General features: G+C 75.0%; 11 protein-coding genes. 3 read left to right on the top strand and 8 right to left on the bottom strand.

What is annotated here, in order from left to right; all coding sequences use genetic code 11:
• Positions 1 to 122: 122 nt before the first annotated feature.
• The 3 genes from ACFVGO_RS32830 to ACFVGO_RS32820 all read right to left on the bottom strand — a co-directional run bounded on the left by ACFVGO_RS32830 (position 123) and on the right by ACFVGO_RS32820 (position 4,607).
• Positions 123 to 1,682, bottom strand: coding sequence for a sialidase family protein (locus tag ACFVGO_RS32830; RefSeq protein WP_380635734.1), 1,560 nt, complete (start codon positions 1,680 to 1,682; stop codon positions 123 to 125).
• A gap of 509 nt (positions 1,683 to 2,191) precedes the next feature.
• Positions 2,192 to 2,785 carry a hypothetical protein gene (locus tag ACFVGO_RS32825; protein WP_380354603.1) on the bottom strand — a complete coding sequence of 198 codons (594 nt, stop codon included), beginning with the start codon at positions 2,783 to 2,785 and terminating at the stop codon, positions 2,192 to 2,194.
• Between the two features lie 277 nt (positions 2,786 to 3,062).
• Complete coding sequence (locus ACFVGO_RS32820) at positions 3,063 to 4,607, bottom strand: FMN-binding glutamate synthase family protein (RefSeq protein WP_359906815.1); 1,545 nt, start codon at positions 4,605 to 4,607, stop codon at positions 3,063 to 3,065.
• A 242-nt stretch (positions 4,608 to 4,849) separates the two neighbouring features.
• Between ACFVGO_RS32820 and ACFVGO_RS32815 the strand changes: the two genes are divergently transcribed.
• Positions 4,850 to 5,500: an NAD(P)-dependent oxidoreductase gene (locus ACFVGO_RS32815; protein WP_380635731.1), complete on the top strand. Its 651-nt coding sequence runs from the start codon at positions 4,850 to 4,852 to the stop codon at positions 5,498 to 5,500.
• Positions 5,501 to 5,717: 217 nt separating this feature from the next.
• The gene (locus tag ACFVGO_RS32810) at positions 5,718 to 6,497 is read left to right on the top strand and encodes a SpcZ (RefSeq protein WP_380635729.1); all 780 of its coding nucleotides are present in this window, start codon (positions 5,718 to 5,720) and stop codon (positions 6,495 to 6,497) included.
• A gap of 89 nt (positions 6,498 to 6,586) precedes the next feature.
• Here the strand turns inward: ACFVGO_RS32810 and ACFVGO_RS32805 are convergent, their stop codons facing one another.
• The 5 genes from ACFVGO_RS32805 to ACFVGO_RS32785 all read right to left on the bottom strand — a co-directional run bounded on the left by ACFVGO_RS32805 (position 6,587) and on the right by ACFVGO_RS32785 (position 23,108).
• Positions 6,587 to 7,459: a TauD/TfdA family dioxygenase gene (locus tag ACFVGO_RS32805; protein ID WP_359906824.1), complete on the bottom strand. Its 873-nt coding sequence runs from the start codon at positions 7,457 to 7,459 to the stop codon at positions 6,587 to 6,589.
• 33 nt (positions 7,460 to 7,492) lie between these two features.
• Positions 7,493 to 8,188: a hypothetical protein gene (locus ACFVGO_RS32800; protein WP_380635727.1), complete on the bottom strand. Its 696-nt coding sequence runs from the start codon at positions 8,186 to 8,188 to the stop codon at positions 7,493 to 7,495.
• Positions 8,151 to 9,200 carry a GSCFA domain-containing protein gene (locus ACFVGO_RS32795; RefSeq protein WP_380635725.1) on the bottom strand — a complete coding sequence of 350 codons (1,050 nt, stop codon included), beginning with the start codon at positions 9,198 to 9,200 and terminating at the stop codon, positions 8,151 to 8,153. Before ACFVGO_RS32795 ends, ACFVGO_RS32800 begins: the two co-directional genes overlap by 38 nt.
• A gap of 160 nt (positions 9,201 to 9,360) precedes the next feature.
• The gene (locus ACFVGO_RS32790; RefSeq protein ID WP_380635723.1) at positions 9,361 to 18,927 is read right to left on the bottom strand and encodes an amino acid adenylation domain-containing protein; all 9,567 of its coding nucleotides are present in this window, start codon (positions 18,925 to 18,927) and stop codon (positions 9,361 to 9,363) included.
• Positions 18,927 to 23,108, bottom strand: a complete 4,182-nt coding sequence (locus ACFVGO_RS32785; RefSeq protein WP_380635721.1) for an amino acid adenylation domain-containing protein — start codon at positions 23,106 to 23,108, stop codon at positions 18,927 to 18,929. Before ACFVGO_RS32785 ends, ACFVGO_RS32790 begins: the two co-directional genes overlap by 1 nt.
• Before the next feature lie 406 nt (positions 23,109 to 23,514).
• Here ACFVGO_RS32785 and ACFVGO_RS32780 point away from each other — a divergent pair, with 406 nt between their 5' ends.
• Entirely contained in the window at positions 23,515 to 24,636 is a 1,122-nt protein-coding gene (locus ACFVGO_RS32780) for a hypothetical protein (protein ID WP_380635719.1), read from the top strand.
• Positions 24,637 to 24,640 lie beyond the last annotated feature (4 nt).

The raw sequence follows: 24,640 nt of genomic DNA, 5'->3' as shown, positions 1-24,640 counted from the left end.
GGGGGGGGGGGGGGGGGGGGGGCGGGGGGGTGGGGGGGGGGGGGGGGTGGGGGGTGGTTGGCTTTTCTGTTGTTGGGGGGGGGCGGCTGGCCCCGACCGGTCAGCGGCCGGTCAGCGGCCGGTCACCAGCTGGTCACCGGCGAACGGTGCCGTTCCCGGTCGGGCGGCGCGGTGACGACGACCGGCCCGGTAGTGGAGGGAACGGTGCCGGGCCGGACGGCGAGGCCGCCCGCGACGGCGTACATGGCCTCGTCGAAGGCCTGGCCGCCGGCCGGCGTCCTGCCGACCGCGAAGACGGCCACGGCCCTGCCGTGGAGGACGGACGTGGAGAGGTAGTCACCGACCATGCCGCCCCCGCTCGTGGCGGCGATCCGGGACACCGACATCGGGCCGGCGACGGTCCGCGGCGCACTCCAGGTGGCGCCCCCGTTGGTGGAGGAGACGAAGCCGACCTCCAACTCGCAGGTGTCGGCGGTGCAGTCGGCGTTCGGGTAGAAGTAGTAGTACAGCCCGAGCCTGGCGGTGCGACCGGCGGTGGTGCGGTCGACGCCGAGGCCGGGGATGAAGTGGTCGACACCGCTGGTGGCGGGATCGATCGGCACCCGGGTCACGGCGGACCAGGTGGTGCCGTCGGCCGAGCTCGCGTAGACGATGTCGTTGGCCGCGCAGCCGGCCCGGAAGCGGCAGTCCTGCCAGGCGACGTAGACCCTGCCGTCGGCGTCGATCTCCGCCGAGGGCAGGCCCTCGCCGTCGCGCAGCCCGCCCGCGACCTCGTGCGCGACGACGTCGGCGACCAGGACCGTGGAGCTCCAGGACCTGCCGCCGTCGGCGGAGGTGAAGGAGCGGATCGAGGTGGTGTCGGTCGAGAAGGGAACCACGACCGTCCCGTCGGGCCGCACCAGCGGCTGGCCGCCGAGGCCCAGGTTGACGCCGGACGGGCCGGTCGGGGCGGACCAGGTGGCGCCGCCGTCCCGGGAGGCGGACATCACCATCAGGTTGTCGGAGGAGGGGATGTCGACCTCGACGTAGCAGGTGCCGAAGTACGGGCTGGTCGGAGTGTTGTCGCAGACGATCCACTCCTTGTCGTAGGCCTGGCCGTCGTGGCCGACCGCCCGCACCGGGTCCTGCCAGTGCAGGCCGTCGGCGGACCGGCTGACGGTCACACCCACCGGGTTGCGTCCCGAGTCGATGACCAGGCCGGCCACCATCCAGGTGCCGTGCCTGGCGTCGTAGGCGACCGCGGGGTCGGAGGCGCGGGCCCAACTACCGCCGCCCCAGTGGGTGGTGAGGCCGGGCAGCATGCCGTGCTGCCAGCTGAGGCCGCCGTCCGGCGAGGTGTTCCAGCCGAGGCCGGCCGCCCCGCCGTCGGTGAACCGCCCCACCTGGGCGGCGGAGACGATCGTGCCGCCGTAGGCGAAGGTGTCGGGCTCCACCTCGGTGGCGTACTGGCTGCCGGCGCTGGTGAACGGGTCGCTGCTCACCCGGACCAGGCTCGGTCCGCCGCCGTCGACGGTCAGGGCGGTCGGGTTGGTGCCGGACGTGGCGTCGCCGGCGGCGCGGGCCGGCGGCGCGGACGCGCCGGCCGGGCTCGCGTTCCAGGCCGCGCCGGCCAGGACGAGGGCGGCCGCCGCGACGGCGGCGAACGGCCTGCACCAGGGGGTGGGGGTGCGCGGGTGCTTCATCCGAAGCTCCTTCGCGTGGGGGGGGTGGTTCGGACGACCCGGCGGGCGCGGCAGGCCGCACCTCGTGGTCCTTGCCCTTGCCCCGATGCCCGGGCTCGGGCGCGATGACGACGGCAGCCGCCGGGCCCCTCGGCGAGGTGGGGTGTCGTGATGGCCGGCGGCGCGGGAGTCGGCGGACCGCGCGAGCGCGACGATCCGTCCTCTTCCCAGGGGGGAGCGTGACACGGAACGTCCCTCCGACCGCCGGGGATCCCGGCAGGCGCAAGGGTGAAGGGCGCCCATGCGACCGTGCACACATGTTCGCAAATCGGAAGTGTGAGCCGGATCATGACATCGCACAAGATGTACGGCCGAATCTCACGGAACGACGGCTTGGGCGTTTAATCCCCCGCGGGGAACGGGAATCGGGCCCACACACAAGCCCGGATCCACGTCCGCGCCCACGCTCACGGCCCCAGGTCCTCCGCCGGGTGGGCGAGGACCTGGGGCCGCAGAGCCGGTCGGGAGGGTTACGCGGGGAAGGGCCAGGTCGGGCACCACGGCCAGACGATCTGGCCGGGGAGCGGCGGGCCCCACGGCGGGCAGGCCGGGAGGGGCGCCGGGGTGGACGGGGCGGAGGTCCACAGGACCTTGCCGTTCAGGACGACCGCGATCGCGCCCTCGTTGTAGATGGCCAGCTCGGCGCCCGGGCGGCCGCCCGTCTGGCTGTTCCACAGCGGCGTGTTGGCGGCGGAGTACACGACGAGGTTGCCGTCGCCCTGCATGACCAGCACGTTGCCGTCGGGCATGGCTCCGGGGGCCACCCAGACCGGCTTGTTGTCGCGGTAGAGCACGACGTTGCCGTCGCCCTGCATGGCGAACACGACCCGGCCGTCCGGCGAGTACCAGGCCTGATTGCGGGAGATCGCGGTGTTGCCCGGGATGCGGGTGGGCGTGGACAGCGCCGCGACCGCGGCGGGCGCGGCGGCGGGCGCCTGGGCGACCGAGGGGGCGGCCGGGGACGGCGCTGCCGCGGCGGCGTGGGCGGTCCCGGCGGTGAGGGTGGCGAACCCGACGGCGGCGACGGCCGCCAGGGCGGCGGCCCGGGTGCGGAGAGTGGTCATGGCGGGCTTGGGATCCTTCCGGACGGGGACGGCGAGCCACGGGGGCCGCCGTTCTGACGGCGCGTCAGCCTGGTCCTGCGCGCCGGGCGCCCAGGCTATGGCGGCCGTCCCGGGGGGCTGCGGCAGATCGACCGGCAGCTTCCCGGCACCCCCTCGGGTCCCGGTGGTGCCCCTCCGCCCCTCACGCCCCTCCGGCCGCCCGGCCCTCCCGTGACGACCGGTCGCCGTCACGCGAGGGCCCGGAGGCGGGTCCCGTGGAGCCGCTTCGGGCGGTGCCTCAGACCGCCGGCTTCCGGGCGGCGGCCGACTCGCCGGTGAGGAGCGCCGTGATCTCCTCGGCGAGGTGCGGGCCGAGCTCGCCCCAGCCCTCCTTGTAGCCGTAGACACCGGCGAGGGTGCGGGCCTCGTAGTCGCCGTTCATGATCTCGAAGTCGTCGGCCGTGATGAGTGCCGGGTGGGCGACGCCGACGGCCGCCGAGACCTTCATCAGCTCCCTGCGCAGGGTGCGCAGGTAGGAGGCGGCCCGGTCGGCCTTCGAGGCCGGGTCGATGCCGCGGGCCAGCCACGGGTTCTGGGTGGCGATGCCGGTGGGGCACTTGTCGGTGTGGCACTTCTGGGCCTGGATGCAGCCGATCGACAGCATCGCCTCACGGGCCACGTTGATCATGTCGACGCCCAGCGCGAAGGCGACGGCGGCGTTCTCGGGCAGGCCGAGCTTGCCGGAACCGATGAAGGTCAGCTCGTCGGTCAGCCCCAGCTCGGCGAAGGTGCCGTAGACCCGGGAGAAGCCCATCCGGAACGGCAGCGACACCGAGTCGGCGAACATCCGCGGCGCCGCCCCGGTGCCGCCCTCGCCGCCGTCGATCGTCACGAAGTCGACCCCGCGGTCGCCGCGCGCCATCAGCGAGGCCAGCTCCTGCCAGAAGCCCATCTCCCCCACCGCGCTCTTGACCCCGACCGGCAGACCGGTCTCGGTGGCGAGCAGTTCGACGAAGTCGAGCATCGAGTCGACGTCGCCGAACGCGGAGTGCCGCGACGGCGAGGCGCAGTCCCGGCCCTCCGGGATGCCGCGGATCCCGGCGATCTCGGCCGTCACCTTCGCGCCCGGCAGCATCCCGCCCAGCCCCGGCTTGGCGCCCTGGGAGAGCTTGATCTCTATCGCCTTGACGGGCGCGCCGGCGACCACCTCCTTGAGCTTGTCGAGGTTGAAGGTGCCGTCCTCGTTGCGGCAGCCGAAGTACGCCGTGCCGAGCTGGAGGACGAGGTCTCCGCCGTTGCGGTGGTACGGCGAGAGGCCGCCCTCCCCCGTGTTGTGCATCGTGCCCGCGAGCGCCGCCCCCTTGTTGAGCGCCGTGACGGCCGCGCCGGAGAGCGATCCGAAGCTCATCGCCGAGATGTTCACCACGCTCGCCGGCCGGAAGGCCTTGGCGCGCCCGCGCGGCCCGCCCAGCACCTTGGCCGAGGGCAGCGCGGCCTGCGGGTCGTGCGCGTCGGGCAGCGTGCCGGCGAAGGTGCGCTGCTTCAGGTAGGCGTGCCCCTGGACGTGCTCGACGTCGACCTCGGTGCCGAACCCGAAGTAGTTGTTCTCCTCCTTCGCCGACGCGTAGATCCACGTGCGCTGGTCACGGCTGAACGGGCGCTCCTCCTCGTTGGAGGTCACGATGTACTGCCGCAGCTCCGGCCCGATCGTCTCCAGCAGGTACCGGGCGTGCCCGACCACCGGGAAGTTCCGGAGCAGCGCGTGCCGCTTCTGCACGAGGTCGCGGGCCGCCAGGAGGGCCACCGCTGTGGCGGCGGCCGCGCCGATCTTCCGGGCTTGCATGGACGTTCCTCCTCGATGTACGGCTCCACCGCCGGGCGGTGGAGCCGTCGTGTCGTACGGGGTGCGGGACGGCGGGGACACGGCCAACCGGGCAGCAGCTCCGTCGAAGAATGCGACACGATGCTAGAAGGCCGCGCCGACCCTCCTGCGACCAGGGGGTGCCAGCGCGCCTTCCCGGGCGACGAAGGCACGCTGGCTAGCGTGGTGCCTCCACCCGATGCCCGGTCCCGAGGAGACCCGCCATGGCCAAGATCGCTCTGTACGGCGCCACCGGCATGATCGGCAGCCGCATCCTGCGCGAGGCGCTGGACCGCGGCCACCACGTCACGGCCGTCGTCCGCGACCCCGGGAGGCTCACCGAGAAGCGTCCCGGCCTCACCGTCATCACCTGCGACGTCCTGGACCCCGCCTCGGTGACCGCCGCGGCCCAGGGGCAGGACGTGGTCGTCAGCGCCGTCGGCGGCAGCGACGGGCCCGGTCACATCGCCACCATCGCACCCTCCGCCGAGTCCCTGGTGGCCGGGCTGCGTCCGCTGGACGGCAAGGCCCCGCGGCTGATCACCGTCAACGGCGCCGGTTCGCTGCGCACACCCGACGGAAAGCAGGTGTGGGACGCCGAAGGACTGCCCGAGCCCCTGCTGCAGATCATGCACGCCCACGGCGACGCCCTCGACTTCTTCCGCTCCGTCCACGACGTCCGCTGGACCTGCCTCAGCCCCGCCGGACAGATCGAGCCCGGCGAGCGCACCGGCACCTACCGCACCGCCCTCGACGACCTGGTCGTGGACTCCGAGGGCAGGAGCCGCATCTCCGCCGAGGACTACGCGGTGGCCCTCGTCGACGAGATCGAGCAGCAGAACCACGTCGGCGAACGCTTCGCCGTCGGCGACTGAACCCCGCGCTCCGCCCGTGGTGTCCGCCCGGTGGCGGCGAGAGCGGGTCGGGCCGAGGTGCGGGCGGCCCCGGGAACCCCTCCCCCGCGGTGTGCGCGCCTGTACGATCTCCTCACCGGAGCGGCCGGTGAAGCTCCACTTCTCCACCGCTCCAGCGGACTTCACCGGTTCGGCGTTCCCGCCCGGGTCGGGGACGAGCCCCTGAGGAGCAGAGCGGATGACCACTCCCGAGACCTTCGCGGCCTTCCACTCCTCCCTCGGCGCCCTCGCACCGGCCCCGGTCGGGGCGGCGGGTGCGGCGGCGGCGCCGGGTGGGGGGCCTGCCGTGCCGCCCTGGCTGGCGCAGGTGTCGGAGGCGCTGTTCGAGGGCATGGACGCCGATGCCGCGCGGGCCTGGGCACGCCGTGTGCGCCGGGAGATGGAGCGGCTGAACGGCAGGGTGCCCTTCAGCGTGGTCCACGACTGGTACTGCTCCGCCGTCGGGCCGGTGCTGACCGAGGCGAGCGCACGGCGCGGCGGGTCCGTCGCGCAGCACCGGCACGTCCAGGCGCTGCACGCGGACGCCCTGGGCGGCGGTCGGATCGACGAGGGCACGTGGCGCGCGGCACTCGAACCGGAGCTGCGGGAACTCTTCCACCACGCGTACCCGTACGCCGAGGCCCACGCGGCGGCCGCGGCCGCCGCCGGCTCCTACGCGCTGGCGAACGGCTACGACGCGGCCGAGGCCGCCCAGTACGGCGAGACCTACGCGGAGCTCAACACCACGGCCAACGTGCGGGCCCATGCCGACGCGAACGCCCTGGCCAACGCGGCCGCCGTGGCGGCCGCGTACGCGGCGGCGGACCCGGCCGCCTACGCCGCGACCTGGCCGTCCGCCCGGGTCCGCGCGGTGGTGCTGGTGCACGCCGACCGGCGGGACGAGCGCGGCGAGCGCGCCACCCGGGCGCGGCTGGCCGACGGCCTCGCCGCCTGCCTGGCCCGCGCGGAAGCCGCCTGACCCGGAGCTGAGCCCGGCACCCTGAGTCCGGCACCCGGGGTTAGGCACCCGGGTCCGGGCCCCGGGCTCAGGTCCGGGCGCGGACCGGATCAGCCCTTGAGCGGCCCGCCGTTGATCGCGACCCGGCGACCGTAGCGGGTGTGCGGGTGGTAGTCGTACGTGGCGTGGTGCTGGACGCAGCGGTTGTCCCAGAACACCAGCGTGTTGGGGGTCCAGCGGATGCGGCAGCTCAGCAGGGGCCGCTGGGCGGGCAGCGCGCAGAGCAGGTCGAGCAGGGCCCGGCTCTCGTCGGGCGACAGCTGGGGGATGCGCGCGGTGTAGGCCTTGTTGACGTAGAGGATCCTGCGGTCGGTCTCGGGGTGCCGCACCACCAGGGGGTGTTCGCTCTTGGGGATCACGTACCCCTCGGGCGGGGTGTAGCCCTGGAAGGCGACGAGGCCGTCGTGTATCGCGGTCAGGCCGTCGAGCAGCTCGCGCATCGTCGGGGACAGCATCTCGTACGCCAGGTGCATGTTGGCGAACAGGGTGTCGCCGCCGCTGCCCGGTTCCGGTACGCGGGTGATGTGGAGCATCGACCCGAGCGAGGGTTCGGCGTCGGCGGTGCCGTCGGCGTGCCAGCCGTTGCCGGCGACGTTGTCCGCCTCGGCACCGGTGCTGATCTCCAGGACGTACGGATCCGCGTCGACCGGGGGCGGGTTGACCGGGCGCAGTTCGCCGAAGTGCCCGGCGAAGCGCTTGTGGTCCTCGTCCGTCAGCTCCTGGTCGCGGAACACGAGGACGTGGTGGTCGAGGAACGCCTGCTTCAGCTCGGCCAGTTGATCGTCCGACAGCTCCTTCGAGAGGTCGACGCCGGAGACCTCGGCGCCGATCACCGGAGTGACCGGGTCGACCGTGACGGTCCGGTACTCCTTGGCGGGCCTGGTGGTGACGGCCCTGACCGCGTCCAGCTCGTACTGCTCCATGACCTGCTCCTGTGGTGGGGGGATTCGGTGTCGTCACAGCCCGCGTGCCAGCAGGTCCGCGAGGACCAGCCGGCCGAAGGCCAGGTTGCCGTGGATGGAGTCGTCGGCCTCGCACAGCTCGGGGCGCTGGAAGCCGTCCGGTCCGGTGGTGCGGGCCCTGAGGTCGACGAGCTCGACGCCGAGGGCGTCGAGCGCGCTTCGGACCGTTTCCTGCGCGGCCGTGAACACCACCGGGTCGGACTGCTCCGGTACGCGCTGCGGCGGCAGCACGGCCAGCACCCGCAGGCCGAGGCCGAGCGCGTGGCGGTAGAAGGCCAGCGCGTCGCGGACGGTGGCGCGGACGACGGCGTCGAACAGCGGCCCGGAGAGGAAGCCCGGGGCGAACCCGCCGTCGCGGCCACGGTGGAGGTGCCAGTTCTCCCGGGTGGCGACGAAGTGCGCGCTGAGGCCGAAGGTGGACACCAGGGGGACCGTGAGGCCCCCGAGGCAGTCCGCGTCCATGCCGGCCAGGAAGCCGCGGTAGTGGGCGTCGGCCTCCGCCTTGTGGAACACCACGTCGTGCTCGCGCGGCGCGAAGAAGTCGTCGGTGAACTCGCGCCCGGCACCGATCGGGCCGCCCTGGAAGGGGATCCGGGCGGCCTTCGCGGCTCGTCCGATCGGGCCGGCGTGCGAGTCGCCGAGCAGCAGGAACCTAGCGGGGGCGGTAGTAGTCGAGGACGGCGTCGTCACAGGTGTCCACCCCCTTCGGTCCCGCGGCCGGCGTACCGGTTCGGACCGGTCGCGGCTCCGCCGAGGGCCGCGACAGCCCGGCCATGAAGTGGCGCATCACGAAGTCGACGCCCTCGGAGGTCACTTCACGCAGGTTCGGCGCGTAGAACCTGCTCCGGAACGGGAGGCCGGTGATGAGTTCGTACGACGGGAAGTAGTCGACGTCGTCGAGGTCCTCGGTCAGCTGCCCGACCACCGTCCGCAGCAGCGACTTGGAGTACGTGTTGGCGGTGAGAGCGTGGCCGCCGGTCGCGGTCGCGGTCAGCGGAACCGGTGAGACGGTCAGCAGGACCCGCAGCCGCGGATTGGCCTCGCGGGCCAGTGCCACGGCGTCCGTCAGGTCGCGGCGGACCTCGTCCAAGGTGAACCGGTGGAGGACGTGGCGGTCCGGGTCGAAGGTGCCGCGCACGGTGCCGGGGCAGGACGGCAGGACGGTGCCGTCGGCGCGGTCCCGCCACGCCTCGGTCAGGCCCAGGGTGAAGACCAGGCAGCCGGCTTCCGTGACGGCCTCGCGGATGGCGGCGAGGGTCGTCCCCCGGGCCGCCAGCATCTCCTCGGCCGAGGCGTGGCCGCCGGGTTCGACGGACGGACGGCAGGGGTCGTGGTACCTGCCCTCGTCCAGCCACGCCCCGGTGGGCGGGGTCGTGCGGCCGAAGGCCCAGGAGAGCCACTGCCGCAGCACGGCGGCGGTGTAGATGTTCCCGGTGCGGAACGAGAACACCCCGTAGTGGCGGGCCCTGCGCTCCTGCTCGGTCAGCCCCGGCGGGGCCGGCTCCGCGTCGTACCAGTTCATGCCCCGCTCCAGCAGGGCGCGGCCGATGTGCGCGGCGAAGCAGGACCCCGCGGTGAGGATCGGCTCGTCCTGCCCGATCGCGAACGCGGGCGTCCAGAGGTCGTCGATGGCGAGCGGGTCCGGCTCGGCCACGGCGGAGCGCCAGAACGAGCGCGCCGGTAGTGCCTGGTAGGGGTTCACGGGGGATGGTCTCCGATGGTCGGACGGCGGCGGTCGAAGGGGGCACGGGTGCGGGACGGCTGAGGGGCTGGGGCCGGGGCCGGGGCGGACCGGGCCTGCGGCCCCGCCGGCGGTCCGGGCCCGATGCCGCCCGGACCGCCGGTGCGGGGAGCGCGCCGGATCACGCCCGGGGGCGGTCGACGCGGTCCCCGGGCGGGTCGTCCGACGCCTCGGCGATCGCCGCCGCCACCGCGTGCACATGCGGCGGGCGGACGATGCCGTAGTGCGTCGTGTCGAGCCGGTGCCAGGTGCTGGGTTCCGGGAGGTACGGGCGCCACAGCTCCCGCTGCCGCTCCGGCGACCCCGCCCAGGGCAGCCCCTCCACCGGCCGCCCGGCCAGCCACAGCCGGCTGGGCGTGGCGCTCAGCATCGGCATCCGGTAGTCGGCCATGCTCCGCAGGTTGGCCCGGCAGCACCGGACCAGACGTTCGGCGTAGCCGTGGGCCTCGGCACCGGCCGGCACCGACCCGCCCTGGCCGAGCTCGTGCGCGAACACCGCCTGGAGCTGTGCATCGTCGTACTCCTGGAAGAGCCCGCCGGAACCGGGCGGCGGCGGGTCGATCAGGTGGACGCCGTGGACCGGCCGGCCGATCGCCTCCGCCTCCGCGGCCATCCCCATCACCGCCCAGGCGCCGAAGGACCAACCGGCCAGGTGCAGCCGCCGGGTGCCGTCCGCGAAGCGCGCCCGCAGGGCGGCGGCGTAGCGGCGGGCCCGCTCGGGCAGTGTCCAGTCCGCGGTCCCGGGCCGTTCCAGCGCGGGATCGGCGATCAGACAGACGGTCGGCCGGGGGCCCAGTGCCGACACCAGGGACCGGTAGGCCTGGATGTCGCCGCCGACCGGGTGCACCAGGCACAGCACGTCGGTTCCGGTGCCCTGCTGCCAGACCTCCGGAACCACGCCCTCCGTGGCGACGGCCCCGGCGGGTGTCGCCTCGGACAGCCGGGTCAGGATCTCGCTGAGGGAGACCCGGTGGCTGAGCCGTGACAGTTCCAGCTCTACATCGAAGTGACGTTTCACCAGGCCGATCAGGTCGAGCAGGGTGAGCGAGTCGGCGCCCAGGTCGTAGAGCGGGGCGTCGGGATCGATGCGGTCGAGATCCAGCCAGTCGCACAGCCGGTCGCGGAGCAGGAGGGCCGCGCTGCCGTCGGCCGTCTCGGCCCCCACGGTGCCTCCGGCGGACACCGGCGCGGTCCCCGTGAGCACCTGCGCGGCGCCAGCGGACGGCGCGGCGCCAGCAGACGGCCCGGTCTCGGTGGGCAGGGCGGGAGCGGGCGGCACGAGGGCCCCGGCGCCGGGCGCCGAGTAGAACGCGCGGGACGCGTGGAGGTCGGTGGTGGAGACCAGCACCTGCGGCAGCTGCAGTCCCATGGCCCGCGCGAACACCCGCTTGCCCTCGGCCACCGTCAGCCCGACCGACAGATGCGTCCGGTGGCGTGCGTCGGCCCGCGGCGCGCGCAGCGCCATGCCGGCCTCGCTCCACACGTCCCAGTTCACGCCGAGCCGGACCGTGGTCCCGGCGTCACCGGACGACCGGTACTGGGCGAAGCCGTCGAGCAGGCTGTTGGCGGCCGCGTAGTCGAACTGGCCGACACCGCCGAGCTCCGCGGACATCGACGAGCAGTACACCGCCACCGACGGCCGGTAGCGCTCGATCACCTGCTCGACCAGCAGCGCGCCCTGCAGCTTGGCGGCGGACGCCCGCCCCATCGCCTCGGCGTCGCGCCGGGCGATCATGCCGCCGCTCGCCACCCCGACGGCGTGGATCACGCTGTCGAGACGGTCGGTGCGGCGGCCGATACGGGCCATCACCTCCTCGGGCGCCGACTCGGCGAGATCGGCTTCGACCAGCTCGACCCGGTCGGCCCAGGGCGTCAGCTCCTCCGGCAGCCGCGGACTCCTGGCCAGCAGCAGGACCCGGGCGCCGCCGTTCTCCAGCAGCCAGCCGGCGATGCTGCGGCCGATCCCGCCGGTGCCGCCCAGGACCAGGTGCACGCCTCCGACAGGCAGCCCGACGGGGCCCGGGCCGGCCGTGGACACCGGCAGCGTGACCTGTTCCCACCAGTGGCCCTGGCGCAGCGCCAGCCGGCCCGGAAGGGCGGCCGCGGCCGCCGGGGTCGCGGCCCCGGCCAGCAGTGCCGCCAGCGGTACGGCCCAGTGGGCGGGGTCCGCACCGGGGACGTCGACCCAGTGGCCCGCCCCGGCTCCCTCCTGGGGCGCCACCTCGGCGGCACCGGCCAGCAGGCCCGCCTCCGGCCGCTCCACCGGGCCGTCCACCGGCCTCGCCCGGTACGACAGCCACCACGGCCTCAGCCGCAGTGGCCCGGCCGCGTCGGCCACGGCCCGCAGCAGTGCGGCCGGCGTGTCCAGACAGGCCCAGCGGGCCCGGGCCAGGCTGTCCCGGCCGACCGGTCCGCCGATCCCCAGCGGCAGCGCGTGCACCCAGTCGATGCCGTCCTCGCCCGCACCCGAACCTGTGCCCGTACCCGTACCCGCCAGTGCGTCGAGAAGCCGACCGAGCGAGGCGGGGTCGGCCGGGTCGACCTCGTAGGCGTCGTCGCCCAGCCGGGCGAACGCCCCCGCGGCACGGACCCGCACCACCCGGGCGTAGCCGGCCTCGAAGGCGCGGACCGCCTCCGGGGGCGCCGGTCCGTCCGTGAGCAGCACCAGCGGCCGGGAGGTGCGCGAGCCGATCGCCGAGCCCGCTCGGCGCAGCCGCGCCCAGTGCGGCTGGTGCAGCCAGGCGTCCTCCGGAAGGCGCCGCGGAACGTCGGCGGCGGCCGGGCCGGCCGGGTTCGGAGCCGTCGGGACCGGGGCCGCCGGGACCGGGGCCGCCGGGACCGGGGCCGCCGGGACCGGGGCCGCCGTGGCGCGGGGGAAGTCGAACTCCGCCAGCTCGAAGGCCGGCGGCGGGAAGTCCCACGGTGCCTGGGCAGGGCCGGCGGGCCAGTCGATCCGCTCGCCGGACAGCCAGGCCGCGGCCGTCTCCTCGACGGTGAGGCCTTCACTCGAAACCGGTGCCCCTGCGTGGGCCTCCCCCGCTGCCGCGTCCGTGATCCGGCCCGCGCCGCGCAGCCAGGCCACGGCGGCGGAGGCGTCGGGGCAGACCGCTGCCAGCCGTCGGCGGCGTGCGGGACGGCCCGCCTGGAGGTGGCGCAGCACCTGCGGATAGGCGGAGGGCCGGGCCTCCAGGTAGTCGGCGATCCGGGCGGCGTCGGCGCGCAGGCCCGCTTCGCTGCTGCTGGAGAGCAGCAGGCAGGGAGGCACGGGGGTGCCCGGCGCCGCGTCGCCCGTCCTCGGGCCCGATCCGCCCGTCGTCGGGCCCGCTGCGCCCGTCGTCCCGGGGGCCGGCCGGTCGGCCTCCAGGACCGCGTGGGCGTTGGTGCCGCCGATCCCGAAGCTGCTCACCGCCGCGATCCTGTCCCGGTCCGCGGGCCAGGGCCGGGCCTCGGTGGGGACGTAGAACGGCGTGGGGTCGGCGCCGAGCTGCGGATTGAGGGCGTGGAAGCCGACGTTGGGCGGGATCACGCCGTGGTGGACCGCGAGCGCGGCCCGTACCAGCCCGACCACGCCGGCCGCCGCGCCCAGGTGTCCTATCTGGCTCTTGACCGAGGTCAGCGCGCAGTGGCCGGACCGGTCCAGGTCGAAGGCCTGGCGCAGGGCGCCGACCTCGACCGGGTCGCCGAGCCGGGTGGCGGTGCCGTGGGCCTCGACATAGCCGAGGTCGGCGGCGCTGCGGCCGCTGCGGCGCAGGGCGGCGCGGATCACCTCGCGTTGCCCGGCGAGCGAGGGGGCGCTGTAACTCAGCTTGTCGGAGCCGTCGTTGTTCAACGCCGTGCCGGTGATCAGGGCGTAGACGGTGTCGCCGTCGCGTCGGGCCAGCCGGAGCGGCTTGAGCACCACCGTACCGACGCCGCTCGCGCCGATGGTGCCGCTCGCGTCGTCGCTGAAGGGTCGGCAGCGACCGTCCACGGAGAAGATGTGCTGCGGCCGGTGGCGGTATCCGCCGGTCAGGGTCGGGTCGACCAGGACTCCGCCCGCCAGCATCACCTCGGCGTCGCCCTGGCGCAGCATCCCGGCGGCGACGTGGACGGCCACCAGCGAACTGGCGCAGGCCGCCTGGGTGGTGAAGGCGGGCCCCGTCAGCCCCAGGTGGTAGGCCGCCTTGGTGGCGAGGAAGTCCTTGTCGTGGTGCAGGGCCAACTGGAAGCCGTCGGGCAGGCGTTCGGGGTCGGCCTCGCGGAGCATGGACTGGAAGTAGGTGCTCTCACCGGCTCCGGCGACCAGGCCGACGCGCGCACCCGACGGGTCGGCGATCCCGGCGTGTGCCAGGGCCTCGACGCAGCTCATCAGCAGGTGCCGCTGCTGGGGGTCCATCAGCCGGGCCTCCTGCCGGCCGATGCCGAAGTGGTCCGGGTCGAAGTCCAGGGGGCCGTCCAACTGGCTGCGCGCCCCGACCAGGCCGTCGGCGGCGTCGAAGTGCTCGATGCCGGTGCCGCCCGTGGTGACCATCCGCCAGAACGCGGCGAGATCGGACGCGCCCGGAAGCCGTACCGCCATGCCGACGACCGCGATCGGCTCGTCCGGGGCGATCGGGCCCGCGGTGGTGGCCTCGGTGGCGGCGGTGGGGCCCGTGGTCGCGGCGCGTGGGGGTCCGCCGTCCGCGGCCGTTGCCGACCGGTCCAGGAAGTCGGCCAGCGCCCGTACGGTGACGTGTTCGAACAGGTCGGCGACGGTGAAGCGCAGGCCCGCTTCGGTGGTGCAGCGCAGCTGGAAGCGCATCAGGCCCAGGCTGGAGGCTCCGGCGTCGAAGAAGGTCTGCCCCGGGTCGATCGCCAGGCCGGTGACCGCCTCGAACGCCTCGGTCAGCAGGGCCTCGCGCGCCGACAGGCCGGCGGCGCGGGCCGTCGGGCGGCGCAGTTCCCGCCCGGCGGAGCGCAGCGCGCCCCGGCGGTCCAGCTTGCCGCTGGGGGTCCTGGGCAGCTCCCCCACCACCCGGAAGCGGGCGATCCGGACGTGGCCGGGCAGCATCGGCGCCAGGTGCGCGGTGAGGTCCTCGACCGTGGGCGCGTCCCCACGGCATTGCAGGCAGGCCACCAGTTCCTCGCCGTCGCGGACCACCACGGCGTTGACGACGTCCGGGTGCCGCAGCAGGGCCGCCTCGACCTGTCCCGGCTCCAGCCGGTGTCCGCTCAGCTTGATCTGGTCGTCGTCCCGGCCCAGGAAGTGCAGCCGGCCCTGCCGGTCGAAGCGGGCCCGGTCGCCGCTGCGGTAGCACAGGCCGACGCCGGGCAGCTCGACGAAGCGCGCCTCGTTGAGCGCCGGGTCTCCCAGGTAGCAGCGCGCCGCCATCGTGCCGCCGATCAGCAGGGTGCCGGCGCGGCCGGGGGGAACGGGCTCGTCGGCCTCGTCGACCACCGTGAGCACCGCGTTGGCCACCGGCCGGCCGATGGCGGGACGCTCCGGCCACAGGGCCGGATCGCCGTCCAGGCACAGGCTGCTCACCACGTGCGTCTCGGTCGGGCCGTAGTGGTTGAACAGCCGGGCGCCCGGCAGGCCCGCGAACCAGCGGCGGATCGCCTCGGTGCACACCAGTTGCTCGCCGGCGGTGACCACCTCCCGCAGCCGCGAGGGGTAGCGGCCCAGGTGGACGCCGTGCTCGGCGAGGAGCTGGAGTGCCACGTAGGGCATGAAGACGCGCTCCGCGCCGGCCGTCTCCAGCTGCTCCAGCAGCGCGGGGGCGTCCTGCCGCCAGCCGGGCCGGACCAGGTGCAGGCGGCCGCCGGCGCACAGCGTCCCGAAGACCTCCTGGAAGGACACGTCGAAGGAGAGCATGGAGAACTGCTGGGTGGCCGCCGGGGCCGCCAGTCCTCCCGACTCCGCCTGCCACTGCAGCAGGTTGCACAGGGTGCGGTCGGACACCTGAACGCCCTTGGGGACACCGGTGGAGCCCGAGGTGAACAGGGTGTAGAGCGGTCGGGCCCCGCGGTGCGCCGGGGCGGTGGCCGCGGCTGGTACGGCTGGTACGGCGGGTGCGGCGGGCGCGGCGGGTGACAGCACCACCGGGTGGCGCGCGACGCGGCCCGGGTCGACCGCGTCGAACTCCGGGTCACCGCCCGGGGGCAGCAGCACGCACAGCGGCTCCACCTGGTCCAGCACCTGGCGGCGCAGGGCCGGTGGATAGGACGGGTCGAGCGGCACGATGGTCACGTTGAGCCTGGCCAGCGCCAGCAGCGCCACCACGTGCTCGACCGACGGCCCCAGGTGCAGCGCGACGCAGCACGGACGGTCGTCCCCGTCCGGCAGCGGGTGGGCGGCCCGCAGTTCGGCGGCGAGCGCCGCCGCGTGGGCGTCGAGTTCGGCGTAGCTCACCGGTCGGCCGTCGGACATCAGGGCCGGTGCGTCGGGTGTCCGGGCGACCTGCCGGGCGAAGCCCTCGGCCACCGTCGTCCAGGCCGGCACCGTCGGGGCGCCGCGACCGGGTTGCGGCAGTGCGCGGCGGTAGGGTGCCGCGAGCTCGGCCGGGGTCGCCGTCCCGCCCTCGGCGAGCAGGTCCAGACCCCGCCGGAACAGGCCCGCCATCGCCGCCGTCTCGGCGGCGTCGAAGCGGTCGTCTGCGTACTCCCACAGGCAGTCGAGACCGCCCTCGCGCTCGACCACGGACAGCGTCATCGGGCACTTGGCCTCGGCCGGGGCCCACCACAGCGGGCGGGCGGCGCAGCCGGGCAGGGCCAGCGCGCCGAAGTCGGTGTTCTCCAGGACGAACAGGTAGTCGAACGGGGAGTCGCCCCGGGCCAGCTCCCGGTCGGCCAGGACGTCGGCCAGCGCCACGTCCTGGCGGTCCAGCACCCGGCGGGCTTCGGCGCCCTGGCGCAGCAGCTGGCGGCGCAGCTCCTCGCGGGGCGCGACGGCCTGCGGCAGCAGCACGGTGTTGGCGAACATGCCGACGCTGCCCTCGAACTCCTGGACCGGCCGGTTGGCCACCGGTGCGGCGATCCGCGGCCTGGCCGAGCCGGTCACCCCGTACAGGCTCCAGGCGAAGACGCCGAGCAGCAACTCGAAGCGGGTCATGCCCAGTTCGGCGCAGATCCGGTCCACGGCGGCGCGCCGCACGACGTCCAGCGAGGTGTGCAGCAGGCCGGCCCGGGAGAACGGCGGGGCTCCGGCCGGGTCACCGGGCTCGTGGTCCACCGCCTCCTCCGACCGGGCGTAGTGGGCCCGCAGTTCGCCGCGCTGGGCCTGGTAGGCGGGGCCGGCGAACCAGTCGGCCTGCCAGGCGGCGTAGTCCAGCGGGGTGGGCACCGGGGCGGTGTCCGTCCGCCGCGAGGCCTCGGCGGCGCCGTCGAGGGCGTGCCGGTAGCCGGACGACAGGTCGTTCAGCAGGACGTTGAGCGACCAGCCGTCGACCGCGATGTGGTGCAGGTGGAGCAGCAGCACCCCTCCCCCGTCCTGCGGCAGCCAGCGGGCGCGCAGCATCCGGGGGCGGGCCAGGTCGAACGGCACGGCGAAGAAACGTTCCGCCATGGCGCGCGCATCGTCCTCGCCGCCGATGCCGACCACCCCCGGGTCGGATTCGGCCCGCAGGCCGGGTTCGGTCCACCGGTCGGGTTCGGTCCACGGGTCGTACGGGTCCCCGACCAGCTGGCGCAGGCCCTCGGGCGCGGCCTCGAAGGCGGTGCGCAGGGCCGCGTGGAGCCGCACCAGTTCCCGCAGCGAACCGCGCAACGCGTCGGCGTCGACCGGGCCGTCCAGGCGGAAGGCCAGTTCCACCGCGTAGGCCCGGGAGCGCGGCGCCCGCTGCTGCAGCAGCCACAGGCGCTGCTGCTCGCTGGTGGCGGACGCCGAGCGTGCCCGGGTCGGCGCGGGCGGCACCGGGTACGGCGAGTCGGCGGCTCCGGCCTCCGCCACCGCCCGGGCGATCCCCGCCACGTCCCCGGTCAGCACGCGGGCCTGGGGCAGTTCGCAGCCCCAGCGCCGGCGCACCTCGAAGCGCAGCCGCAGCGCCTTGAGCGAGTCGCCGCCGGAGGCGATCCAGCGGTCGCCCAGCCGCAGGTCCGGCACCCCGAGCACCTCGGCCGCCAGGGCCAGCACCTCACGCTGCCGCGCGGTGACGGCCGCGGCGCCCGGACGGTCGCCCTCCGGGCCGCGCCAGGGCCGGTCGCCGCGGCGCAGCAGGGCGGCCCGGTCGACCTTGCCGTTGGCGTTCAGCGGGAGCGCGTCCACGAGGTGGATGTGATGGGGCCTCATGTAGCCCGGCAGTCCGGCCGCCAGATGGCGGTCGAACTCCTCGAACGGGACATCCTCCCCCAGCACGACGTACGCCAGCAGCTCGTTCGGTCCGTCCTCCCCGAGCCTGCGGGTGCACACGTACGCCTGCCGCACCGCCGGATGCGTGACGATCTGCCGCTCCAGCTCGCCGGGCTCGATCCGGAAGCCGCGGACCTTCACCTGGCGGTCGGCGCGTCCGACGTACTCGATCAGGCCGTCGGCGCCGGCCCGCACCAGGTCGCCGGTGCGGTAGTGCGTCGTGCGGCCGTCGTCGTACCAGGGCAGCCGGACGAACCGGCGCTCCGTCTCCTCGGGCAGCTCGCGGTAGCCGGCCGCGAGACCGGCGCCGGACAGATGGAGTTCGGCCACCTCCCCGGGCGCCGCGACCCGGTCGCCGTCCGGGGCCACCAGCACGGCCCCGGTCCCCGGCAGCACCCGTCCGATCGGCACCAGGTCCCCGTCGAAGTCCCGCGGGATCGGGTGGCACAGCGCGAAGGTGGTGGCCTCGGTGGGGCCGTAGACGTTGTGCAGCCGGGTGGGGGCCGCCGCGTTGTGCCGGTACCAGCGGCGGATCAGCCGGGCGTTGAGCTGCTCCCCGCCGACCAGCAGCTGTCCGACCCCGGCGAAGCAGGACGGCTCCGTGTCCACCACCGCGTTGAACAGGGCCACCGTGACGAAGGCCGTGTCGATGCGCTCCCGCAGCAGGGCGGCGGCCAGCCGGTGCGGCGTCTGGACGGCCTCGTCACCGAGGACGACGCAGCAGCCGCCGGTCAGCAGCGGCACCCAGACCTCGAAGCTCAAGGCGTCGAACGCCGGATTGGACAGGCAGGAGTAGCGGGCTCCCCGCTCGATGCGGATGTACCCCGGGCTCGCCAGCCGCAGGATGCCGGCGTCCCGCACCTCGACGCCCTTGGGGCGGCCGGTCGTGCCCGAGGTGTAGAAGAGGAAGGAGACCGGCGCCCCGGTGAAGACCGCCTCCAGGTCGCCCGGTCCGGCCGCGAGCAGCGCCGCCGCCTCCAGCGGGCGCACCCGGCCCGGCAGGTCGTCGGGTGCCGTGCCGCCGTGGACCACGGCCACGCTGGACGAGTCCGTCAGGATGTGGCGTCGGCGTTCCGCCGGGCTCTGCGCGTCCAGCGGGACGACCAGGGCACCGAGCCGCAGGACGCCCAGCATGACGCAGACCAGCTGCCAGGAGCGCGGCAGGCAGACCGCCACCGCCTCACCGGGGCGGACGCCGGCACGGCGCAGCCCGCGGGCCGCCGCCGCGGCGGCGGCCTCCAGGCCCGCGTAGTCCAGCCGGACGTCGCCGTCGACCAGCGCGACGGCCCGGGGGGTGCGCAGGGCCTGCTCGTGCACCGCCAGGGCGAGGCCGGTGGCCGTGGGCGTGCCGGGCGCTGCGCTCACGGCGCTCTCGGCGGGCATCAGGCCTCCCCGGCGGACGCGGCGGACGCGACGGACGGCTGTCCGGGTACGGGCTCGGCCGGGGCGGGCGGGAGCACCGGATGGCGGTCCAGCTCGGCCGCGATCAGCTCGGCGATCCGGGGCACCGCCGCGCTCTCCAGCAGGTCCCAGTGGCCGCCGGCGACCGGCTCGACCAGCAGGCCGCCGCCGGCGCGCCGCTGCCAGAACGCGCGTACGGCACGCGCCGCTTGCTCCTCCTGTTCCCGGTTCGCGTCCCCGGCGGCCACTGCGTCCCCAGCGGCCTCGACCAGCACCAGCCGGGCCGGCGAGGGCGGCGTCCGGTAGTCGCGGGCGGTCATCCGGTTGTGGTTGTAGATGCGGAAGTACCGGTCGATCTGCTCGTCCTCGATCCCCGGGTACATCCCGTTGAACCTGATGAGCTTGTCGCGGAACTCGGCCATCGGCACGGGTTCGATCGAGGCGAGCTGCTCCGTGTCCTCGGTTCCGTGGGTGTCGAGCAGCACCACGCTGAACCGGGTGTGCCCGGCCCGGGCCAGTCGGCGCCCCATCTCGTGGGCGACCAGGCCGCCGTAGGAGAGACCGCACAGCACCAGCGCCTCGTCCGGACGGGGGTCGACCAGCGCCAGGTACTGCTCCGCCATGACCTCGACCGTGGGCAGCGGCGTCTCCCCGGGGTTGATCCCGGGCGACTGCACCCCGAGGACGCCGACCCGGTCGGGCAGCGCCGCGGCCAGCGGCAGGTAGCAGAAGGCGGTACCGCCGGCCGGGTGGACGCAGACCACCCGCTGCTGTCCGTCCCCCCGGCGGAACTCGACCAGGTTGCCGTCCGGTGCGCCCGACGCCCCCGCCCGGAGCCGTTCGGCCAGGGCCTCGATGGTCGGGTTCTGCACGAGGTCGCGGATCGGCAGGGTCTCGCCGAACTCCTCACGGACGGCCAGGACCACCTTGATGGCCGATATCGAAGTGCCGCCCAGATCGAAGAAGTTGTCGGATATCCCGATGCCGGGGTGGAGCAGCACCCGCCGCCAGATGGTGTGCAGCGCCATCTCCACGTGGTCCCGCGGGCTCGCCGTGTTCACCCGGGCACGGGTCGCGGAGCGGGCCGCGTCCAGCAGCGCGGCGCGGTCCGGCTTGCCGCTGCGGTTGAGCGGCAGCCGCGGCAGTTCCACGAAGAGCGCGGGGATCATGTAGTCCGGCAGCCGCCGCGCCAGGGCGGCACGCCACTCGTGCGGTCGGCGCGGCTCCGCGTCGCCCCGGCCCAGGCCCGCCACCAGGCGCAGCTCGCCCGCGGCGTCGCGGTCGGCCAGCACCGCCGCCTCCCGCACGCCGGGGAGGGCCAGCAGCGCGGCCTCGACCTCCCCCGGCTCGATCCGGAAGCCGCGCAGTTTGACCTGGTCGTCGCCGCGGCCGAGGTACTGGGCGTTGCCGTCCGGAAGCCAGCGGGCGAGGTCCCCGGTGCGGTACAGGCGTTCACCGGGCGCGAAGGGGTCGTCGACGAAGCGCTCGGCGGTCAGGTCCGGACGGTGCAGGTAGCCCCGGGCCAGGCTCGCCCCGCCGAGGAAGACCTCGCCGGTCACCCCGGTCGGCACCGGCCGGAGCCGCCGGTCGAGCAGGTAGAGGCGGGTGTTGTCGAGGGGGCGGCCGATCGGGCACGGCCGGTCCAGCGGCCGCGGGTCGGTGTAGGCGGTGCTGTACAGCGTCGCCTCGGTGGGCCCGTAGCCGTAGCAGATACGCAGGCCGGGCAGCGCCTGCTGGATGCGGTGCAGCGCCTTCTCGGGGAGGGACTCCACTCCGGTCAGCAGCTGACGGAGCACCAGCCCGTCCAGGCGCGCCTCGGCGTCCTCGTCGATCCACGTGACGTAGGAGGGCGGCAGGAAGGCCTGCACGACGCGGTGCTCGCGCATCCAGCCCAGCAGTTCCTCCGGGTCGCCGCGCAGCTCGTCGGGGACCAGGTGCAGCACGGCGCCGGTGGTGAGCGGCATCAGCAACTCGTGCACCGAGGCGTCGAATCCGATGCTCGACCAGGCGGAGGCCGCCTCGCCGGGGGTGGCCCCGAAGCGCGCCAGCCAGGTGTCGAAGAGGTTGAGGACGCTGCCGTGGGTCACCGCCACGCCCTTGGGGCGGCCGGTGGAGCCGGAGGTGTGGATGACATAGGCGAGCTGCGACGGCCCGACGGTGATCCCCGGTGCGTCGTCGCGCTCCGCCTCGGCCTCGACCGCCAGCACCGGCTGCCAGTCCCCGGGCGGCACGTCGGCGTCGCTGAGCACCAGGGCCGGCGCCGCGTCCTCGACCATCGCGGCCAGCCGCTCGACCGGCTGCCCCGGGTCCAGCGGCAGGTAGGCGGCGCCCGCCTTGAGGATGCCGAGGACGCCCACCACCAGCTCGGTCGAGCGCCCGGAGTGCAGGCCGACGACCTGGTCCGGGCCGACGCCGCGGGCGATCAGCGCGTGCGCCAGCCGGTTGGCGCGGCGGTCGAGCGCGGCGTAGTCGAGCCGCTCCCCGTCCCGGACCAGGGCCGGAGCGGTGGGGCGGGTTCGGACCTGGGCCTGGAAGCGCTCGACCAACCCGGCCGGGGCGGCAGCGGCGGGCGTCGCCGACCCGTCGGCGCGGTCGCCCTGATCGTCCCGGTCGTCCCGGCGGTCCCGGCCGTCCCGGCCGTCCCGGCCGTCCTGGTCGTCCTGGTCGTCCTGGTCGTTCTGGCTGGTGCCGTCGTCCCGGTGGGCCCGGTCGGCGCCGCTCCACTCCGACAGCACCCGGCGGCACTCCTCCTCGTCCATCAGTTCCAGCTCGTCCACGCCCAGGTCGGGCCGGTCGACCAGCTGGGCCAGCACCCGGAGCAGATAGCCCGCGTAGCGCTCGGCCGTCGGGTGGTCGAACAGCGCGACGGCGTAGTCCAGATGGCCGGCCACCCGGCCGTCGTCCTCCTCCGCCAGCGACAGGGCCAGGTCGAACTTGGCCCCGGCGTACGGGATGCCGAGCGGCTCGACCTCGATCCCGGGCAGGTCCAGCAGGCCCTTCCGGGAGGGCTGCCAGGCGACCATGGTCTGGAACAGCGGGGTGTGGGCGGTGCTGCGCGGCGGGTTGATCAGCTCCACCACCTGCTCGAACGGCAGGTCCTGGTGCTTCAGGGCGGCCCGCAGCGCGCCGCGCACCTGCTTCAGCACGGCCGACCCGGTCGGCGAGTCCGCCAGGTCGACCCGCACCGCCAGGGAGTTGACGAAGAATCCGATCAGGTCGGAGAAGGTGCCGCGGCGGCGGTTGGCCGTCGGGACGCCGACGACGATGTCGCTCTGCCCGGTCAGCCGCGACAGCACCACGGACCAGCCGGCCAGCACGGCCGTGAACAGGGTCCCGCCCTGCCGGCGCGCGAGCGACGTGAGGGCGGTGCCGAGTTCCCGGTCGATGGAGAGCGGCACCCGGCCGCCGCGGTGGTCCTGCTCCGGCGGTCGGGGGCGGTCGGTGGGCAGTTCGAGCAGGGCCGGGGCGCCGGCGAGGGCTTCCCTCCAGTGGGCGGCCTGCACCGCCGGTTCGTCCCCGCACGCCCACTCCCGCTGCCAACGGGTGTAGTCGGCGTACTGCAGGGACAGCGGCGGCAGCGGGGAGTGCGCGCCGTCACGGAACGCCGTGTACAGCGTTCCGAGTTCACGCAGCATCACGGTCATGGACCAGCCGTCGAAGACCGCGTGGTGCAGGGTCAGCAGCAGCACGTGGTGCCGCTCGGCCAGGACGATCAGACGGCCACGCGCCAGCGGGCCGCGGCTCAGGTCGAAGGGCGTGTCGGACTCCGCGCGCTGCAGGGCGGTGACGCGCGCCCCGGCGTCCGGGAGCCCGGTCAGGTCGTCCACCGCGAGGGTGTAGCCGGAGTCGGACGGACCGATCAGCTGGTGGAGGCCGTCTCCGCCGGCGACCAGCCGGGTGCGCAGGACCTCGTGCCGGGAGACCAGTTCGTCGAGCGCGCGGGCGAGCACCGCCCGGTCGAGGGTTCCGCGCAGGGTGAAGGCCAGGGTCTCGTTGTACGCGGCGTCGGCGCCGTCCAGCTGGGACAGCGCCCAGAGCCGCTGCTGTCCCGGCGCGGGCTCCGGGGGCCGGACCCCGGCCGCCGCCGGGGTGGCGGCCCCGAGCGCGGGACGCGGGTCCGCCTGGTCGGTGGTGGTGCCGTGGGGCTCGTACGTCTCCGACAAGGCCAGACCTTTCCTGGGGGAGGGTCGTTGCAGGGATCGACGGCGCGGTGGCGGCGCTGGGGGGAGCGGCCGGTGACCCCGGTGGTACGGATCGGATCGCCCGGACCGAGGCCCCGATCGGATCGCACGGATCGCTTCGAACGCGCGCGGAACCCCGGGGTGACGGACGGTCGGCATCCGTTGGAGCTCGGGCGGTCCATGGCGGCACACAAGGGTGCCCGTGAAGCCGGCGATGACGACGTGCAGTGGATCAACGCCTCTGAATGCATAGTTAAGATGACTAATTCGGCCGGGGCAAGAGCCTGGATCTTCTTCCGCCGTCCGTCCGCGCGCCCGCCGTCACCGGAGCACGGCGCCCGTCCGTCCCGTTGCCCGCACGAGCCGCGATCAAGGATGATGCTCCGCCGTGACGTACCTCATCCTCGGCGTGCTGGGCATGCTCGCCCTCGCCGCCGTCCTCAGGTTCCGCAGGAACAAGGCCCGGAACTGGGCCCGGACCGAGTTCGACGCGCCCACGTACGGCATGGCCCCCCGCGACCGGCTCGACCCGGGCCGCGCCGGGCCGCCGCCGCCCCCGCACCTCCGCCAGGAGTCCCTGGCGATCGCCGAGGCGGCCTGGGCCGGGGACTGGAGGCCCGCCGCCGCGTACGTCGAGGCCGCCGGGCAGGACTGGGACGAGCGCTGGTACCGGCTCGACCTGCTGGACTCCATCGCCGACCGGAACGACAGCTGGCTGAAGACCTGGCGCGCGGCCGAGCCGGGCAACTGCGACGCGGCCACCCTGGAGGCCGGCCGGATGGTGCAGGCGGCCTGGACGGTCCGCGGCTCCCGGGGCACCCACGAGGTGCCCGAGGAGGCCATGCTGACCTTCCGGGCCATGCTGCCCGCCGCCGTCGAGGCCGCGAAGCGGGCCGCCCTCCTGGCCCCCGCCGACCCGGGCCCCTGGGTCGTCATGGTGACCGCCGCCCGCGGCGCGCAGTACACGCCCAAGCAGTTCGAGGAGCTGTGGCGCGGCCTGGTCGAGCGGGCGCCGTTCCACTACGAGGGCCACTGGCAGGCCATGCAGTACTGGTGCGCCAAGTGGTCCGGCTCGGACAAGAAGATGCTGGCCTTCGCCAAGCGGGCGCTCAGAAAGGCCCCGGCCGGCAGCCCGCTGCCCGGCCTCTACCTGCAGGCGCTGTACGAGCTGGAGCTGCGCGGCGCCCTCGGCACCACGCTGAGCGGCGAGCTGGGCAGGGACCCGGTGCGCAAGGTCGCGGCCGCGCTGGCCCGGGTCCGCCCGGACCACGACCGGCTGCCGCACCTGCGGCACCTGCTCGCCCACTACGCGGGCATCGCCGGGCTCCACCGCATCGCCCTGGAGCAGTTCCGGGCGATCGGGCCGTGGTGCGGCAGCCCGCCGTGGACCCGCACGGAGGACCCGGCGCTCGCCTTCGACCTCGCCCGCGGCGCCGCCGTACGGCTGTCGGGCGCGAAGCCGACGCCGGCCCTGCTGCGGCCGAAGGCCGGGCCGCGGGACAGCGCATAGGGAT

Origin of the sequence: Kitasatospora sp. NPDC057738 (genome assembly GCF_042798815.1) — a bacterium.
In the GTDB taxonomy this organism is placed as follows: domain Bacteria; phylum Actinomycetota; class Actinomycetes; order Streptomycetales; family Streptomycetaceae; genus Kitasatospora; species Kitasatospora lactacystinica.
This window is presented reverse-complemented; position numbering and strand designations above follow the sequence as displayed.